The following is a 16,683-nucleotide window of genomic DNA, read 5'->3' as shown; positions in this document are numbered from 1 at the left end:
TCATCCAATATCGACATTGATCGACACGCAGTGTGGTGCGCGCCATCCATTCTCTAACCAACCGCTCAGTACGAGATAGTTGCATTGGGCAAGTAGTCCTTGCTATTGCGGCTACTACTACTGCCGCGAGTACTACACGTCCTCTCCGATAGGTCCGGCCCGAGCCATAGCGCGCACCGATCGCGTACCCAGTGGACCGAGTGTCATTCGCGCTTCGACCGTGATCGTCACATCCCACTCGGCCACCGTGCACCCCACAATCCGCACTCCCATTCGGCGCGCGATCTCCTCCGCTCGCGCGCACCCCGCCGCCGTGCCACGGTCCAGCCCGGCGGCCGCGGCCAGTGCGGCGAGGTCTGCCGCGGACTGCGCGCGGTGACGGCCCGCCACCGCCACCCCGACCTGTGCCACCAGCACCGTGAGGGTCAGCAAAGCGAGCAACGCCACACATGCGACCACCGTCACTCCCCCTGACTCGTCGCCCGAACCCCGGGCGCGTGGCCCGCCGGAACGGCCACCGCGTTTCATCGAGGCTCACCGGGTTCCCGCGCCGATACCGCCTCCGCGCGCAGGGTCAGGGGTAGCAGCGGGGACCGCACGCTCACCGAGGCCACCACCAGCTCGCCGTCTGTGCGGACGGCGATCACCGCACGCGGGGGCGCCATGCGCCGGGCGGCGGATATCGCCCCGGCGCCGTCGCCACGGGCCGTGAGGCGGGCCGCCTCGCGCGCGGCATCAACACAGCGCACCTGTGCCGATACCGCGAGCAGAGCGCCTATGCAGAGGACCAGCACTGCGACCACGGCTGCCAGTGCGATGGCGGCCTCGACGGTCGCCATGCCCCGGTCGCCGCCGCGAACGGGCGACCGGGCCGGTGTGGTGGCCGAGCCGGCGCTCAACCGGTCGAGGTCTTCAAGGCCCTGTCGATGATCTTGGTGAGGGCATTGACGACGCTGTCGCCGGTCACCACCGCGTACAGCACGGCGCCGAACGCCGCGGCCGCGATGGTCCCGATGGCGTACTCGGCCGTACTCATCCCCTCCTCGCCGGCCGCGACGAGGAGCAGTCGCTCTCGCAGGCCCCAGCTCAGGCTTCGCACCGAAGATCGCACGATCTCTCCTCTCCTCACGCCGATGCGGCCGATCCGCATCGGCACAGTCGCCGTTCACAGCAGGCCTCCGCCCAGGACACGGCCTGCCAGGCCGATCACCACCGGCACGATCCCCAGGCAGACGAAGGCGGGCAGAAAACACAGGCCGAGGGGTCCGCCGATCAGAACGCCGGCCCGTTCCGCCCGCGCCGCGGCCACATCCTCGACCGCTGCCCTGCGCTGTTCGGCCAATTCGGTTACCGCCGAGGCCAACCCGGCTCCCGAACGTGCCGATCGGCGGGCCATGCGGGCGAGTGCCGTCACCCCGTCGTCACCGCACCCGGCGGTGGCCTGCTCCCACGCGGTGACCGGATCCGCGCCCAGTGCAAGCAGATCCGCTGCTCGCCGCAGCACCGAGGTGAGGGGTTCCGGCGCGCCCGGCGCCACGGCGGCAGCCGCTGCCGCCGCAGGCAGGCCAGCGCGCAGGCAGGCCGCGAACAGGTCCAGGGTTCCCGCCGCACCCAGCGGATCAGGCGCTGCCCGAACAGACTCGGCATGCACCTCACGGTCTCGCTCCCGCACTCGCAGACCGCGCAACCGCCGTGCGGCGGCAATACGACCCGGCAGCAGCACCAGCGCGAACGCGACGAGCAGTAGCGACCATGAAAGGTCGTTCATCGCAGCACCTTTGCGGTGATGGCGTCGGTCCAGAGCAGACCGGCGCAGGTCAGGGCGGCTCCGAGCGGAAGGAGATAGGCGCCGGCCGGAGACAGGAAGAGCACGTGCACCGGAGCAGCCCCCATCAGTTGACCGAGTGCGATACCGAGCAGGGGCAGCAGGGCGAGCACCGCGGCGGTCGCGCGGGCGCCCGCCAGTGCCGCGCGGGTGCGGTCACGGAAGCGCTTGCGGCCCATTAGGTCCAGCCGAGTTGCCGTGAGCAGCTCCGCGAGCGCCAGCCCGTGCCGATCGGCCACCTGCCAGGCTTCGCCGATGCGGGCCAGTTCCTGCGGGATCGCGGTCTCCGAGCGACGAAACGCATCGGCCCCCGATCCACCCAGACGACTGCGCGCGGCGCTCACCGCAAACGCGTGCGCCACCGGACCGACGGTCTCGTACGCGGCGACTTCCGCGGCCGCGCTCGGATGCGCACCGATTCGCAGCTCGCCGATCACCGTCTCCAGCCCCTCCAGCAGCTGCGCACTCTCCTCCCCTCTCACACGTTCCCGCCCCGCCCGCCGCCGGCGCAGTCCCAGCGTCCCCACCGTCAAGATCGCGGCAAACAGCGGACCGACGCCGACCACGAGCGCCGCAGGCAGCCCCGCCACCACGGCCAGCCGAACTGCCCGGCCCACCCCCGGCTGTCGAATCTTCCTCGCGCACCTAAACAGTCGGGCGAACCTGCGACGGCCCGCCGGATCCGGAACCACCACCAGTGCGAGCGCGAGACAGCCGAGTATCGAACCCCAGTGCCCGGCAATCGAAGTCATCGGTCACCGCTCTCGGCCTCTCGCGGCGGACCCTCCCGCCGCGAGACACAACCACCGCGCCACCCACGACGTAGCCCTGGCGGCTGACTGTGACGCCACTGAAACAACTTGCCGCACCGCTGATCCCGCCCGGAACACTGATCCTCAGCGCAGCAGCCCGGCCTTCTCACCTCCGGCGCGGCAGGCCGAGGCTCCGGCCCCGACGACGCGGTCATCGACCACTCCCCTCGCCGAGAGACCGCCCGCAGGAGTCGGCGATCGGACAGATACAGACCAGCCCGCTGGGCGAGGCGCTCGACCGACTCCGTTGACAGGGAGTGAAAACATGCAGCGGCAGTGAATCATCGAGCCTTCCGCCACCGGGCCGAACCGGCAGCGGCGGAAGACCGTCATCAGCTCGCGCCTCCCCCGCGGCAGCGAGCGGAGACCGAGCCACCTCCGCCGAACCGGAGTCAGCTGGAAATGCGGCAGTCATCAAGGTGTCCTTTCGTCGAAGAGTGAGCACGGGCCGCGACAGACGCGGCGATCATCAGTGACGGAATGCGGCGGTCGCCCAACTGCTTTCGCCGCTGCCGTGGCAACGTCGGACGCGGCGACCATGAGATCTCCTTTCGTGATGGCAGCGGGGAGGGAGGCTGCGACGGACGCAGTAGTCGCGAAACTTCCGGTTCGTTGAGAAGAGGGACGAGCGAGGCGACGGCGGACGGCGCGGCAATCGGGGCGACTTCATCGGGGAACCGACGAGCGAAGCGGCGGCTGACGTCACGGCGCTAGGCGCGTTCACGGAGGAGACCGGCGATCGAGGCGACGGCAGGCATGACGGCATTGTGTTGCCCCTCGCCGAGGAAGTTGGTGAGCGAGGTGGCGGCGGATGTCTTGGTCATGGGGTGGTTCTTTCGTCGAGGAGGTCGGTCAGGTCGGCGGCCGCGGGGGTGGGGCGGGGGTCGGCGGACCAGGCGGGGGTGATGTGGACTCGGCCGGCGGTGGAGGTGACCAGGCCTATTTCGCGGAGGGTGCGGGAGCCGTCGGGGCGGCGGTGGACGTGCAGGACCACCTGGATGGCGGCGGCGAGCTGGCTGTGCAGGGCGTCGCGGCTCATACCGCCCAGGGCGGCAAGGGCTTCGAGGCGGGCGGGGACCTCGCGGGGTGAGTTCGCGTGCACCGTGCCCGCACCGCCGTCGTGGCCGGTGTTCAATGCGGTCAGCAGGTCTGCGACTTCGGCGCCGCGCACCTCGCCCACGACTATTCGGTCGGGCCGCATGCGGAGGGCCTGGCGGACCAGGTCCCGGACCGTCACCTCGCCCGCGCCTTCGATATTGGCGGGGCGGGCGACCAGGCGCACCACGTGCGGATGGGGCGGGGCCAGTTCCGCGGCGTCCTCGACGCAGACAATGCGCTCGGCGGCATCGACCTTGGCGAGCAGGCCGGAGAGCAGGGTGGTCTTGCCCGCGCCGGTGCCGCCGACCACCAGGAAGGCGAGGCGGGCGCGAATTATGCGCTCCAGCAGGGCTTTCGCCTCGGCGGTGACCGCGCCCGCCGCGGCCAGCGCGTCCAGCCCCTGCGAGGCCGGGCGCAGTACCCGCAGCGAGAGGCAGGTGCCGCCGTGTGCGATGGGCGACAGCACCGCATGCAATCGGACCCCGAACGAATTACCCAGGGCCGCTTCCGTTCCGGTGAGGCGGCCGTCCACCCACGGTTGCGCATCGTCGAGCCGGCGCCCGGCCGACAGAGCCAGCCGCTGCGCCAAACGCCGCACCGCCGCCTCGTCCGGGAATCGCACCGGCGCCCGCCGCAGCCCGTGCCCCCGATCCACCCACACCGCATCCGGCGCGGTGACCAGCACATCGGCCACCTCCGGATCGTGCAGCAGCGGCTCCAGCACCCCCGCCCCGGTCATCTCCGTCTGCAGCAGTCGAAGCGCCCGCAGCAGATCCGTATCCCCCAGCACCCCACCGGCTTCGGCCCGAATAGCCGCGGCCACCCGCGCCGGATCCGGCTCGACCGCCCCCTCCGCCAATCGCTCCCGCACCCGATCCAGCAGATCCGCCGTCACCAGCGCACTCATCGCGACACCCCCGAATACCCACTGATAGGCATCCGCCGCGCCCGCGCCACCCGCGCGCCCCTGCCAACCGGTAAGCGCCGCACCCGAGACCTACCGGCAGGCTCCCCAACCAGCGACCGCCACACCTGCTGCCCGCCCGCAGATGGCCCGAACAGCCAGCGATCTACCCGGGGCTTACCCGCACGTGGGCCGACCGGCAACCGATGTGCCCGTCGCGTATTCACACACTTCTCCGGCTGCGGAGCCCGCCCGAACACAGCACGACCTGCGACCGCATCCACGGCACATTCACGTGCTTGCCGCACGAGCAGATTGGTGGGCGGTGCCGTGGGCGGTCGAGAGCAACGGGAGAGGTGGTCTGCTGAGTACTGGGCTGCTGAGGCAGGCGTTCCGCGCAGGCGCGGTTCGCCGCCGAGGCCTTCGATCTCGGGGCGGCGGGTCCGGGTCATCGGTACGTCCCGGTGAGGGCGGGGGTGTTGATTCGTCTGGACGGCAGGCGATTACGGGGAGTTGGTGGGGCGCTGGCGCGGTGAGTGTTCGAGACCAGGGCCGTGAGGACGGATTCGGCCGCCGTACGGAGGGGGCCCCGGCGCGGGAGGATGAGGGGGCCGCGTTCGAGGGATTGGGAAAGGGCGGGGTGGGATGGGACTGCGGACAGGACGGGAAGGGCCAGGGTTTCGGAGATTTCTCGGGCGCGGAGACCGCCTGGGGAGGGGCCGCGGATAATCAAGCGCACATGGGGATTTCGGCTGATGAGGTGGGCTGCCACCGATTCGGCCGCGGCGGTGGCGCGCAGGCGGGCGGGGGTGATGAGAACTATCAGGTCGGCGGTGTCGAGGAGCCGGTCGGTGTGCGGTCCGCGTTCTGTGGACAGATCGCAGACCACCAGATCGCCGGCGGCGCGGCCCGCCTCGACCACGGCGTGCAGCGCGATCGGGCTGAGTTCCGTTGCGGTGGGACCTCTTCCACAGGAGAGAACGGCCACACCCGCGGCGGCGGGGAGGGCATCGTGCAGGGCGGCGGCGGAGACGCGGCCGTCCTCGATGACGAGATCGGGCCAGCGCAGGCCGGTGGTCTTCTCCAGCCCGAGGAGCAGGTCGAGACCGCCGCCGTGCGGAGCGGCATCCACCAGCAGCGTGTGATCGCGGAAGCGTTCGGCGGCGGCGAGGGCCACGGCGGTTGCCAGGGTGGAGGCGCCCGCGCCGCCGACTGCGCCGGCTATGGCGACCACCGCCCCGTCGCCGCTGCCGCGCTGGTCGTGGGCGGCGAAGGCGGCGATCAGGGCATCCGCCTCGGCCGGCAGTGGAAGCACCTGTTCGGCACCGATTTCGGCGGCTGCCCGCCAATCGAGCAAACCCGGCTCCCCGTCGGTTACCAGCAGAATTCCGGTGCGACGGGGGCACTCGGCGGATGCGCAGCTACGTGCGGCGGCGGAGTCGAGCACGATCACCGAGGCAGCGGTCCACGCATGCCGGCCCAGCGGCGGAGTGCGTTCGTCCAGCGGACGGTCGGCGGCCGCCGCAATGCGCCGGACCTCGTCTCGCAGTCTGTGATCCGAGACCAGGGCGAGGGCTCGTAATGAAGCATCGGCATGAGAGTTCATGCAGGTCAGCGTCGCCCAAACGCGGGTGCGCCGAAAGAGCCTCAATAGCGATTGTGGATAACACGCGGCCTGTGGATAAAAAGCCGGGTGATCCAGTGGGACACAACAGTCCGTAAATAGAGGACGACCCCAGCCGGGGGGGGAGGAGGCTGGGGTCGTCGGGTTCAGCCCCGGGGGGTCGGGCTGAACGCTGCCTGGACTAAGTCCAAGCACCGCCAATACTACACCCAAGGCCTAGAACGTTTGCAAGTCCGCCGAGCGAGTCTTTTTCCCGCCGCCACGGCCCCGCTTCCGACTGGCTAACTCCGGCAAACGCCGCAAAATCCCGCACCGAGCGCACCGCGCCACCCGCCCGCCGCCTCCGAAACATAAGCTGGTCGCTGTGACAGCCGAGCGCGGACGAGTCGCCGCCTTCTTCGATCTCGACAAGACGGTGATCGCGAGGTCGAGTGCCTTCGTGTTCAGCAAGCCGTTTCTGGACCAGGGCCTGCTCAGCCGACGAGCAGTATTGGAGAGCAGCTACGCGCATTTCCTGTTCCTGCTCTCCGGCGCCGACCACGATCAGATGGAGCGCATGCGGGAGAACCTGACCCGCATGTGCGCGGGCTGGGATGTGGATCAGGTGCGCTCGATCGTCGCCGAGACCCTGCACGACATCGTGGACCCGCTCATCTATGCGGAGGCGGCGGATCTCATTGCCGACCACCGCATTCGGGGCCACGATGTGGTCATCGTGTCGGCCTCCGGCGCGGAGGTGGTCGCGCCCATCGCGGTCGCGCTGGGCGCCGACCACTATGCCGCGACGCGCATGGTGGTCGAAAACAACAAGTACACAGGCGAAGTCGAGTTCTACTGCTACGGCGAGGGCAAGGTCGAGGCCATCGAAAAGCTCGCCGCCACATACGGATACGACCTGTCGCGGTGTTATGCCTACTCGGACTCGGTGACCGATCTGCCGATGCTGAGCGTGGTCGGGCATCCCACCGCGGCCAATCCGGATCGCGGTCTGCGCAAGGAGGCGGTCGCCCGCGGCTGGCCGATCCTCACCTTCTCCAACCCGGTCTCGCTGTGGGCGCGCATTCCGCAACCGTCGACGACCACCGTGGCGGCCAGCGCCGTGGTCGCCCTCAGCGCGGTGGCCGCGGGCGCGGTGAGCTACCGGCTGCTCCGCCGGCGCAGATGAGGTCGCATCCAGACACGCCACAGCACAAAACGGCCGGACACGCCGGGTATTGGAAAGTTTTCTCAGCACTTGATGTGAGGGCCGTCACAGGGTAACAATGGACGCACGGAAGTAGGGAAGGCCAAGATCGGAATCGGAAGAGAAGATTCGGTCTCCCGTCCCACCCTTCCCAGCACGGACACCCGGCACCCACGCGGAGCACGCCGCGACAGGGCATGAGTGTTGTGGGCCTGCGTTATCTGCGGTCCGGTCGGTAATGGCCTCGCAAATCTGCGGGGATGATCCGCACCGGAACCCGGAGAGCTCGCCGAGGCCGGAACACAACCCGAGAAGCACGCTTGGTAACCAGGCGATCCGTGCTATGCGGGCGGTGAAGTCGCAACAGCGGCTACGCCGCCCGCATTGACGTGTGGGGGCTATCCGCTCGCCGCGTCCGCGATCGAACGGGCTTCGCGCGCACCGTCTTCGAGTGCGCCGCAGGTGAAGATCACCCATCCGCCGACGCCGTCCGCGGTGCCCATACCGAATCCGGCGGCCGCATCCAGATAGGCCTGTCGCCTGCGCAACCAGAAGACTTCGGGCACGCCGAGGCTGTGCGGGTCCAGCCCACTGGACGCCGCGACCAGTCGCGAGGCCGCCCGCGCGACGATCCCGTCACCGGTGCCGAAGGGCCGCAGGGACAGCAGTTCGCCGTGCACGATGGCCGCGATGACGGGGGCCGGGGCCTTGCTGGTGAGCACCGTCTGCGCGAGCAGGTCGAGTCGTTCGGCCACACCCGGGATATTGCGCGGGCGGCCCAGCTGCTGCTCGTCCTCGACCATATCGGCAGCCGCGAGCAGGTGAAGCCGGGCCAGCGCTTGCAGCGGCGCCCGCTCCCACACCCCGACGAAGGTCCGCAGCGCGTCGCCGTCCAACGCCTGCCCGACCCGCAGCGCGCCGGCGAGGATCGGGTCCTCCACATTGCCGTCCGCGGGCAACTCGATGCTGCCGCCCTCGATGGCCGCCGACGAGCGCGCCGCCCGGACCGCGGCCTCGGCGGCGGTGGTCGGCCAGCCGCGCCGATTCGCCTGGTGGCGATGCACTCCGGCGAGCGCGTCCCGGGCCTTGTCGGCGGCGTCGCGCACACCGGGCAGTTCGACGAGTGGCTGTAGCGGATCGGTCACGACTGCCCAGGCTACTTGCGGCCGAATCCAGTGCGCGGTGAGCCCCGCGCATAGGCAGACGAGCTGGTCCGGCGGCGAAACCACAGTTCGCGGCCGTGAGCCGGATCAGCCGACCAGCAGGTCGCGGCCCGGGATGGCGTCCAGCAGGCGCTGGGTGTAATCGGAACGGGGGTTGTCGAAAACCTCGCCGGTGGTGGCGGCTTCGACGACCTTGCCCTGCTGCATGACCACGACATTGTCGGCGATCTGGCGGACCACGGCGAGATCGTGGGTGATGAAGAGGTAGGAGAGGCCGAGCTCACCTTGGAGCTGGTTGAGCAGCTCCAGGATCTGGGCTTGGACCAGGACGTCGAGGGCGGAGACGGCTTCGTCGCAGACCACGAGTTCCGGTTCCAGGGCGAGTGCGCGCGCGATGGCCACGCGCTGACGCTGGCCGCCGGAGAGTTCGCCCGGATAGCGGCTCGCCACACTCGACGGGAGGGCCACCAGGTCGAGCAGTTCGCTGACGCGGCGGTCGCGTTCCTCGCGGCTGCCGATGTGATGGGTGCGCAGGGGTTCGGCAATGGTGCGGTGAATGGAATAGGTGGGATCGAGGGAACCGTAGGGGTTCTGGAAGATCGGCTGCACCCGCCGCCGGAAAGCCAGCGGGGTGCGCTTGACGAGGTGCACGACGTCGTCACCGTCGAAGGTGACGGAACCGCCGGTCGGCGCGGTCAGGCCCAGCACCATGTGAGCGACGGTGGTCTTGCCGGAACCGGATTCGCCGACCAGCGCGGTGGTGGTCCCGCGCCGCAGCCGGAACGAAACATTGTCGGCGGCAACAAGTTCGGTGTGCTTCCAGGGCACCGAGCCGCGGATTCGGAAACGTTTGGTGAGCCCGTCCGAGACCAGGATGTCGTCGGGCAGTTCACCTTCCGCCTCGGCATCGGCCACATCCACGGCGAGTTCGCGAATCCGGGCCCGGTACTGCACCGCCGAGAGTCGTTGCGAGGCAAGGGAGGGCGCGGCATCCACCAGCCTGCGCGTGTACTCGTGCTGCGGATCGCGCAGGATCTCCAGTGCCGGACCGGATTCCACGACCTTCCCGCGATACATGACGACAAGATGTTCGGCGCGTTCGGCGGCCAGCCCCAGATCGTGGGTGATGAGCAGTACCGCGGTCCCCAATTCGCGGGTGAGCCCGTCGATATGGTCGAGGATCTGCCGCTGCACGGTCACATCGAGCGCGGAGGTCGGTTCATCGGCGATGAGCAGTTTCGGCCGCGCCGACAACCCGATGGCAATGAGCGCCCGCTGCCGCATACCGCCCGAATACTCGTGCGGGTACTGGTTGATCCGCCGCTCGGCATCCGGAATCCCGGCCTCGGCAAGCAGTTCCACGGCGCGCTGCCGGGCGGCGCTGCCCCGGGCGATGCCATTGGCTGCCAGCGTCTCCCTGATCTGGAAGCCCACCTTCCACACCGGATCCAGATTGGACATCGGATCCTGCGGTACGAATCCGATGCCGTTGCCGCGCACCGCGACCAGCTCGCGTTCGGAGGCCCGGGTCAGATCCTTGCCGTCGAAGCGAATGCTGCCCGATTCGACCCGCCCCGCACCGGGCAGCAGTCCGATGATGGCGTGCGCGGTGGTGGATTTCCCGGAGCCGGACTCCCCCACGATCGCCACGGTCTGGCCCGGATACACGGTCAGATCGACCCCGCGCACCGCGTCGACACGACGCTCGCCGGAGCCGAAAGCGATGTGCAGATCCCGGATTTCGAGCAGCGGCTCACTCATCGCCGTTCCTTCGGGTCGAGCGCATCGCGCAGGGTGTCGCCGAGCATGATGAAGCCCAGAACGGTCAGGGCCAGTGCGGTCGCCGGGTAGAAGAGGATGAGCGACCCGGCGCGCAGCTGCCGCTGTCCGGCGGCGATGTCCGCACCCCAGGACACTTCGGTCGGCGGCAGTCCGACACCCAGGAACGACAGGGTGGCCTCGGTGACGATGAAGACGCCCAGCGAGATGGTGGTCACCACGATGACCGGCCCCAGCGCATTGGGGATCACATGCCGCAGCAGAATCCGGAATCGGGTGACGCCCAAGGCCGTTGCCGCCTGCACGTAGTCGCTGTTCTTTGCCGACAGCACCGAGCCGCGGGCGATGCGCGCCACCTGCGGCCAGGTGAACGCGGCCAGAATCGCGATGACGACCCAGATGGTCCGATGCTTGGCCAGCTGCATGATGACGATGGCGGCCAGCATGAGCGGCAGCGCGTACACGATCTCGGCGAGCCGCGAGATCACCGAATCCAGCACTCCCCCATAGAATCCCGCGAGCGCGCCGACGGTTCCGCCGATGCCGAGGAACAGGACGGTGGCGCCGATGCCGGTGAGGACCGAGGCGCGAGCGCCGTAGATGGTGCGCGCGTAGATATCGCAGCCCTGCAGGTCGTAGCCGAACCAGTGATCGCGATCGGGCGGCGCGAGGCTGAAGCCGACCACGCAGTGGCGCGGGTCCTGCCCGGTGAACAGTCCGGGGAATGCCGCGACCAGCAGCACCAGCACGATCAGGGCCACGGCCACCAGGAACAGCGGTTTGCGCCGCAGTTCCCGCCAGGCCGAGCCCCAGAATCCGGCGGGCGCTCCGGCGACCTCCACCTTGTCGGTGACGACGACTTCGACCTCGTCGGGCGGTGCGACCCAGCGCTGCTGTCCGGGTCGCGGATCAGCCTGCGGCGCAGGTGTTTCGGACATCTCACGCTCCTCAGGCATAGCGGATCCGGGGGTCGAGGACGGCGTAGAGCAGGTCCACGATCAGATTGGAGAGCAGGAAGATCACGATGAGCGCGGTCACGAACGACACCACCGTGGGCGCCTCACCGCGCACCACCGCCTGGTAGAGGGTGCCGCCGACACCGGGGATATTGAAGATGCCCTCGGTCACGATCGCGCCGCCCATGAGCGCCCCGAGATCGGCGCCCAGGAAGGTCACCACCGGGATGAGCGAGTTCCGCAGAATGTGCACGACCACCACCCGCCGGCGCGGCAGTCCCTTGGCGGTGGCGGTGCGCACGAAATCGGCGGCCTTGTTCTCGGCCACCGAGTTCCGGGTCAGCCGCAGCACATACGCGAAGGACAGCGAACCCAGTACCAGCGCCGGCATGATCAGCCGCGAGAAGCTCACATCGGAGCCGACGGTGACCGGCGCGATATGCCAGGTCACGCCGAACAGGAATTGGGCGAGGAAGCCGATCACGAAGATCGGGACCGCGATGACGATGAGGCTGACCACCAGCATGGTGGAGTCGAACCAGCCGCCCTTGCGCAGTCCGGCGACGACGCCGAACCCGATGCCGAAGACGGCCTCGAACAACACCGCCAGGATCGCCAGCCGGAAGGTGATCGGGAAGGCGTGCGCCAGTACCTCTCGCACCGGGCGGCCGGAATAGGACGTGCCGAAGTCGAGGGTGAAGATGCCCTTCAGATAGTGCAGGTACTGCCACCAGAACGAATGGTCGAGCCCGTACTGCGCCTTCAGCTGCGCCTCCAGCGCGGGCGTGAGCGTGCGCTGTCCGGCCAGCGCGGCGACGGATCCGCCGGTGACCTTCCAGATCAGGAAGTAGATGAGCAGCGTGGCCCCGAAGAACACCGGGATCATCTGCAGCAGTCGCCGCGCTATGTACCAGGCCATGCGCTTACCTCCCTACCGCAGCACGCGAAAGTCCCTGTCGCGCCGCTCATTTCAGTTCGATGTTCTCGAAGTCGGGTAGCCCGTTCCAGGTCGGGACGACATGGGTGACGCGCTTGGAGTATCCGGAGGCATTGATGTAGTCGAAGATCGGAATGACGGGCAGATCATGCAGCAGCAGCTGCTGCGCCTGCCCCACCAGTTTCCAGGACGCCTGCTCGTCGGGCGCCGCCTCGGCCGCCGCGATCAGGGCGTCGAACTGCGGGTTGTGGTAGTCGGTGTCATTGGATGCGGAGGTGGACAGGAAGGACGGCTCCAGGAACTGGAGCATGGTCGGATAGTCGCCCTGCCAGCCGTATCGGAACGCCTTGCCGATGGTGCGGTGCACCACCTGATCGCGCAATACCTTGAAGGTCGGGTAGGCCGCGCCGACGGCGTCGATGCCGAGGGTATTGCGAATGCTGTTGGCCAGCGCGTCGATCCAGGCCTGGTGGCCGCCGTCGGAGTTGTAGGCGATCTCGAACTGCCCGCTCCAGGGCGCGATGCTGTTGGCCTGCGCCCAGATTCGCCGGGCCTCGTCCGGATTGTATTGCAGCTCTTGCGCACCCGGCAGGTTCCCATCGAATCCGGGCAGCACCTGCGAGGTGAAATCGCGAGCCGGAACCCGGGTGCCGTGGAAGATCTTCTGCCCGATCTGACCGCGGTCGATGGCCATGGAAATGGCCTGGCGGCGCAGCCTGCCCTCCTCGCCGCCGAAGTGCGCCAGGTTGGCCTGCATGCCGACCCACTGGTTCTGCGCGGACGGCGCTTGGATGGCGCGCTCGCCGAGATCCTTCTTGTACACCGAGATCGCGCTGTCGGGCACGGTGTCGAGCACATCCAGATTGTCGGCCAGCAGATCCGAGTAGGCGGCATCGAAGTTGGAGTAGAACACGAAGGTCAGGCCCTTGTTGCGGGGCGGCCGGCCACCCTTGTAGCTCTCGTTCGGCACCACGCTCAACTGCACATCGTGCTGCCAGGCATCACCGTCGGCGAACCGGTAGGGCCCGTTCCCGATCGGATGCTGCCCGAACGCCTTGATATCGCGGAAGGCGGATGCGGGCAGCGGATAGAACGGCGCATAGGCGAGCCGGGTGCGGAAGTCGATGGTCGGCGCGATCAGATCGACGGTGAAGGTCAGATCGTCGATCACCTTCAGCCCCGACATGGTCTGTGCGCGTGGCGGATCCGCCTGCACATCGTCGAATCCGACGATGGGACCGTAGGTGTAACTCTGCAGCTGGGCATTGGTGACCAGGGCGCCGAAGTTCCAGGCGTCCACGAAAGAGTGTGCGGTGACCGGTGTTCCGTCGCTGAAGGTCCAGCCGGGCTTCAGCCTGATCCGGTAGTGCTGCTGATCGGTGGTGTCGATGGACTGCGCCACCTCGTCGTGCAGGGTGCCGCCGGCATCGATATAGCGCAGCCCCGCGAACAGCCGGTCCACGATCCGGCCGCCGCCGTTCTCATTGGTATTGGACGGGATCAGCGGATTCTGCGGTTCGGATCCGTTGACCGCGATCATGTCGCCGTACACCGGGGTGACCGTGCAACCGGACAGCAGGGCGGCGAGCAGCGCGAACACCGCTATCAGAATGGCGGTCGCCCGGTGGGCCGCCGCGTTCTTCAGGTCCACCCGCACCCCGTTCGATCCACGAATCCCGCGATCATGATTCGGTCATGAGAACCCTGCAAAGTTAGGTGCAGACCCTAGCCGCCGGCGCCGCTTTCCGCAGGGAGAGCGCGCCGTCAGGACGGAAATCGCGGTATCCGCCGAGTGGGACCGATCGTGGCTGCCGGGCCCCGCGCAGGTCACAGTCGGTTAGGGTCGAACGTGGCCGCGGTCACCCCGTGACCTGTACGCGCGAGAGAAGAAGAGAGAGATGACCGAAACCACCGCCGACCATCCGGATGCGTATCCACCGAGCGCTGACTTCGCCGCCTCCGCGAACGCCGATGCCTCTCTCTACGATCGGGCCGCGGCGGACCGCGAGGGCTTCTGGGCCGAGCAGGCGCAGCGACTGCACTGGGAACAGCCGTGGACCCGCGTCCTGGACTGGGACGACGCGCCCTTCGCCCGCTGGTTCGTCGACGGCAAGCTGAACGTCGCCTACAACTGCGTGGACCGGCACGTGCTCGACGGGCACGGCGACCAGGTCGCCATCCACTGGGAGGGCGAGCCCGGCGATTCCCGCGACCTCACCTACGCCGATCTGCTGGCCGAGGTGTCCCGCGCCGCCAACTACCTGACCTCGCTGGGCCTGGTGGCCGGTGACCGCGTCGCCATCTACATGCCGATGGTCCCCGAGGCCATCGTCTCCATGCTGGCCTGTGCCCGCCTGGGCCTGACCCATTCGGTGGTCTTCGCCGGCTTCTCCCCCACCGCACTGCGCCAGCGCGCCGACGACGCCGCGGCCCGGCTGATCATCACCACCGACGGGCAGTGGCGGCGCGGTAAGCCCGCACCGCTCAAGAACGCCGTGGACGAGGCTCTCGCAGAAGGCGATTCGAGCGTCGAGCACGTGCTGGTCGTGAACCGCACCGGGATCGACACCCCGATGGTCGAGGGCCGCGATCTGTGGTGGCACGAGACCGTCGCGAACACCTCTCCCGAGCACGAGGCGCAGGCCTTCGATGCCGAGCACCCGCTGTTCATCCTCTACACCTCCGGCACCACCGGGAAGCCCAAGGGCATCCTGCACACCACCGGCGGCTATCTGACGCAGACCTCGTACACCCACAACTACGTGTTCGACCACAAGCCGGGCAACGACGTGTACTGGTGCACAGCCGATATCGGCTGGGTGACCGGGCACTCGTACATCGTGTACGGGCCGCTCTCGAACCGCGCCACCCAGGTCGTCTACGAGGGCACCCCGAACTTCCCCGATGAGCACCGGCACTGGCAGATCATCGAAAAGTACGGCGTCACAATCTATTACACCGCACCCACACTGGTGCGCACGTTCATGAAGTGGGGTCGCGAGATCCCCGAATCGCACGATCTGTCGAGCCTGCGACTGCTCGGCTCCGTCGGTGAGCCGATCAACCCGGAGGCCTGGCGCTGGTACCGGGAAGTGGTGGGCGCCAACAAGACTCCCATCGTGGACACCTGGTGGCAGACCGAGACCGGTTCCATCATGATCTCCCCGCTGCCCGGCGTCACCGCCGCCAAACCGGGTGCCGCCATGACTCCGCTGCCGGGCATCTCCTCGAAGGTGGTCGACGAGGAGGGCAAGCCGGTCGTGCTCGGCGAAACCGAGGCCAATGGCTATCTGGTCCTCGACGAGCCGTGGCCGTCCATGCTGCGCGGCATCTGGGGCGATAACGAGCGGTACAAGGAGACCTACTGGGCGCGCTACGGCGACCAGGGCTGGTACTTCGCCGGCGACGGCGCCAAGCTCGACAAGGACGGCGACCTGTGGGTCCTGGGCCGCGTCGATGACGTCATGAACGTCTCCGGCCACCGCATCTCCACCGCCGAGGTGGAATCGGCGCTGGTGGGCCACTCCGGCGTCGCCGAGGCCGCCGTTGTCGGCGCCTCGGACGAGACCACCGGCCAGGGCATCGTCGCCTTCGTCATCCTGACCGCCGAGGCCAAGGACACCGGCGCGGATCTGGTGGCCGAACTCAAGGCCGAGGTCTCCCGCGAGATCTCGCCCATCGCCCGCCCCCGCGAGATCCACGTGGTCCCGGAACTGCCGAAAACCCGCTCGGGCAAGATCATGCGCCGCCTGCTGCGCGATGTGGCCGAGGGCCGCGAACTGGGCGACACCTCAACCCTGGTGGATCCCAACGTCTTCGAGGCCATCCGCGCCGGCAAGGCATAACCCGCAACAGGCAGTACGTAAAGCGCACTCGTAAAGCGCACTCGTACAACGCATTCGGCCCCCGCGACCAGCCATCGCGGGGGCCGACGCATTCCTCCAGCCCCTGACCGCGCTGCACGCCCGCACTCCGGCCCCTGCCGCACCGCCGGCAGCTCGTACCGAGTCCGCACGACGACCGAGCATGTCCCGCGGGAACTCCTACCGCATTGCCCAACACCCCCGCAGGCGTGCGCCGACCTGGCTCGCATAGCCGGCACTCCCTTGCCCACTGCCCTGTCCCGGGGTATTCGCCGCGCCGCGCGTATGGCAGGTGCCAGAGCGTTGCGCGCCCGGCGCATACCCCCTTGCGCAGGTGTGAAATTCGCGTTCGGCTGGGCGCGACATTCGCGGACGCACGCTCACGCCTGAGCCTGTTATCACTGCTCAGGGTGCGCCGGACCCGGCAGCCCTGTCGGATCTGCGAGCTTCTACCCGTTAGGATTGCGTAAGGTGCGCCGGGAAGTCTGGTCGGCATGCGGTTTGCGTCGATCACGTCCGGTGGAGTCGCACGCCGCTGG

General features: G+C 68.6%; 14 protein-coding genes. 2 read left to right on the top strand and 12 right to left on the bottom strand.

The annotated features are described in order from the left end of the window. Positions 1 to 132 precede the first annotated feature (132 nt). The 7 genes from OG326_RS04190 to ssd form a co-directional block, all read right to left on the bottom strand. Complete coding sequence (locus OG326_RS04190) at positions 133 to 528, bottom strand: Rv3654c family TadE-like protein (RefSeq protein WP_327143306.1); 396 nt, start codon at positions 526 to 528, stop codon at positions 133 to 135. Then, positions 525 to 839, bottom strand: coding sequence for a TadE family type IV pilus minor pilin (locus OG326_RS04185; protein WP_327143305.1), 315 nt, complete (start codon positions 837 to 839; stop codon positions 525 to 527). Before OG326_RS04185 ends, OG326_RS04190 begins: the two co-directional genes overlap by 4 nt. A 56-nt stretch (positions 840 to 895) precedes the next feature. After that, positions 896 to 1,111, bottom strand: a complete 216-nt coding sequence (locus OG326_RS04180; protein ID WP_442790911.1) for a DUF4244 domain-containing protein — start codon at positions 1,109 to 1,111, stop codon at positions 896 to 898. A 54-nt stretch (positions 1,112 to 1,165) separates the two neighbouring features. Further along, complete coding sequence (locus OG326_RS04175) at positions 1,166 to 1,768, bottom strand: type II secretion system F family protein (protein WP_327143303.1); 603 nt, start codon at positions 1,766 to 1,768, stop codon at positions 1,166 to 1,168. Beyond that, positions 1,765 to 2,442 carry a type II secretion system F family protein gene (locus OG326_RS04170; RefSeq protein WP_327143302.1) on the bottom strand — a complete coding sequence of 226 codons (678 nt, stop codon included), beginning with the start codon at positions 2,440 to 2,442 and terminating at the stop codon, positions 1,765 to 1,767. Before OG326_RS04170 ends, OG326_RS04175 begins: the two co-directional genes overlap by 4 nt. A gap of 1,015 nt (positions 2,443 to 3,457) precedes the next feature. Beyond that, on the bottom strand, positions 3,458 to 4,642 hold the full coding sequence (locus tag OG326_RS04165) for a TadA family conjugal transfer-associated ATPase (RefSeq protein ID WP_327143301.1): 1,185 nt from the start codon (positions 4,640 to 4,642) through the stop codon (positions 3,458 to 3,460). Between the two features lie 445 nt (positions 4,643 to 5,087). After that, positions 5,088 to 6,245 (bottom strand): septum site-determining protein Ssd, encoded by a 1,158-nt coding sequence (gene ssd, locus OG326_RS04160; RefSeq protein ID WP_327143300.1) that lies wholly within the window; start codon positions 6,243 to 6,245, stop codon positions 5,088 to 5,090. Between the two features lie 373 nt (positions 6,246 to 6,618). Between ssd and OG326_RS04155 the strand changes: the two genes are divergently transcribed. Next, complete coding sequence (locus OG326_RS04155) at positions 6,619 to 7,428, top strand: HAD family hydrolase (protein ID WP_327146363.1); 810 nt, start codon at positions 6,619 to 6,621, stop codon at positions 7,426 to 7,428. A gap of 416 nt (positions 7,429 to 7,844) precedes the next feature. Here OG326_RS04155 and OG326_RS04150 read toward each other — a convergent pair whose 3' ends face one another. The 5 genes from OG326_RS04150 to OG326_RS04130 all read right to left on the bottom strand — a co-directional run bounded on the left by OG326_RS04150 (position 7,845) and on the right by OG326_RS04130 (position 13,821). Continuing rightward, the gene (locus OG326_RS04150) at positions 7,845 to 8,591 is read right to left on the bottom strand and encodes an oxidoreductase (protein ID WP_327143299.1); all 747 of its coding nucleotides are present in this window, start codon (positions 8,589 to 8,591) and stop codon (positions 7,845 to 7,847) included. A 105-nt stretch (positions 8,592 to 8,696) separates the two neighbouring features. Beyond that, positions 8,697 to 10,370 carry an ABC transporter ATP-binding protein gene (locus OG326_RS04145; RefSeq protein WP_327143298.1) on the bottom strand — a complete coding sequence of 558 codons (1,674 nt, stop codon included), beginning with the start codon at positions 10,368 to 10,370 and terminating at the stop codon, positions 8,697 to 8,699. After that, positions 10,367 to 11,326: an ABC transporter permease gene (locus tag OG326_RS04140; protein WP_327143297.1), complete on the bottom strand. Its 960-nt coding sequence runs from the start codon at positions 11,324 to 11,326 to the stop codon at positions 10,367 to 10,369. The genes OG326_RS04145 and OG326_RS04140 overlap by 4 nt, the downstream gene beginning before the upstream one ends. Positions 11,327 to 11,336: 10 nt before the next feature. Further along, positions 11,337 to 12,263: an ABC transporter permease gene (locus OG326_RS04135; protein WP_327143296.1), complete on the bottom strand. Its 927-nt coding sequence runs from the start codon at positions 12,261 to 12,263 to the stop codon at positions 11,337 to 11,339. 46 nt (positions 12,264 to 12,309) lie between these two features. Then, complete coding sequence (locus OG326_RS04130; protein ID WP_327146362.1) at positions 12,310 to 13,821, bottom strand: peptide ABC transporter substrate-binding protein; 1,512 nt, start codon at positions 13,819 to 13,821, stop codon at positions 12,310 to 12,312. Between the two features lie 358 nt (positions 13,822 to 14,179). Between OG326_RS04130 and acs the strand changes: the two genes are divergently transcribed. After that, a complete protein-coding gene (gene acs / locus OG326_RS04125; RefSeq protein ID WP_327143295.1) occupies positions 14,180 to 16,126 on the top strand; it encodes an acetate--CoA ligase in 1,947 nt (648 codons plus the stop codon). Positions 16,127 to 16,683: the final 557 nt, after the last annotated feature.

Source organism: Nocardia sp. NBC_01327 (assembly GCF_035958815.1).
Classification (GTDB): domain Bacteria; phylum Actinomycetota; class Actinomycetes; order Mycobacteriales; family Mycobacteriaceae; genus Nocardia.
This window is presented reverse-complemented; position numbering and strand designations above follow the sequence as displayed.

What these genes read in the sequence shown, in the direction of transcription:
- OG326_RS04145 (WP_327143298.1), bottom strand. Translation starts at nt 10,370, where the DNA reads ATGAGTGAGCCGCTGCTCGAAATCCGGGATCTGCACATCGCTTTCGGC.
- OG326_RS04130 (WP_327146362.1), bottom strand. Translation starts at nt 13,821, where the DNA reads ATGATCGCGGTCAACGGATCCGAACCGCAGAATCCGCTGATCCCGTCC.
- OG326_RS04135 (WP_327143296.1), bottom strand. Translation starts at nt 12,263, where the DNA reads ATGGCCTGGTACATAGCGCGGCGACTGCTGCAGATGATCCCGGTGTTC.
- OG326_RS04140 (WP_327143297.1), bottom strand. Translation starts at nt 11,326, where the DNA reads ATGTCCGAAACACCTGCGCCGCAGGCTGATCCGCGACCCGGACAGCAG.
- OG326_RS04190 (WP_327143306.1), bottom strand. Translation starts at nt 528, where the DNA reads ATGAAACGCGGTGGCCGTTCCGGCGGGCCACGCGCCCGGGGTTCGGGC.
- OG326_RS04165 (WP_327143301.1), bottom strand. Translation starts at nt 4,642, where the DNA reads ATGAGTGCGCTGGTGACGGCGGATCTGCTGGATCGGGTGCGGGAGCGA.
- ssd (WP_327143300.1), bottom strand. Translation starts at nt 6,245, where the DNA reads ATGAACTCTCATGCCGATGCTTCATTACGAGCCCTCGCCCTGGTCTCG.
- OG326_RS04185 (WP_327143305.1), bottom strand. Translation starts at nt 839, where the DNA reads ATGGCGACCGTCGAGGCCGCCATCGCACTGGCAGCCGTGGTCGCAGTG.
- OG326_RS04175 (WP_327143303.1), bottom strand. Translation starts at nt 1,768, where the DNA reads ATGAACGACCTTTCATGGTCGCTACTGCTCGTCGCGTTCGCGCTGGTG.
- acs (WP_327143295.1), top strand. Translation starts at nt 14,180, where the DNA reads ATGACCGAAACCACCGCCGACCATCCGGATGCGTATCCACCGAGCGCT.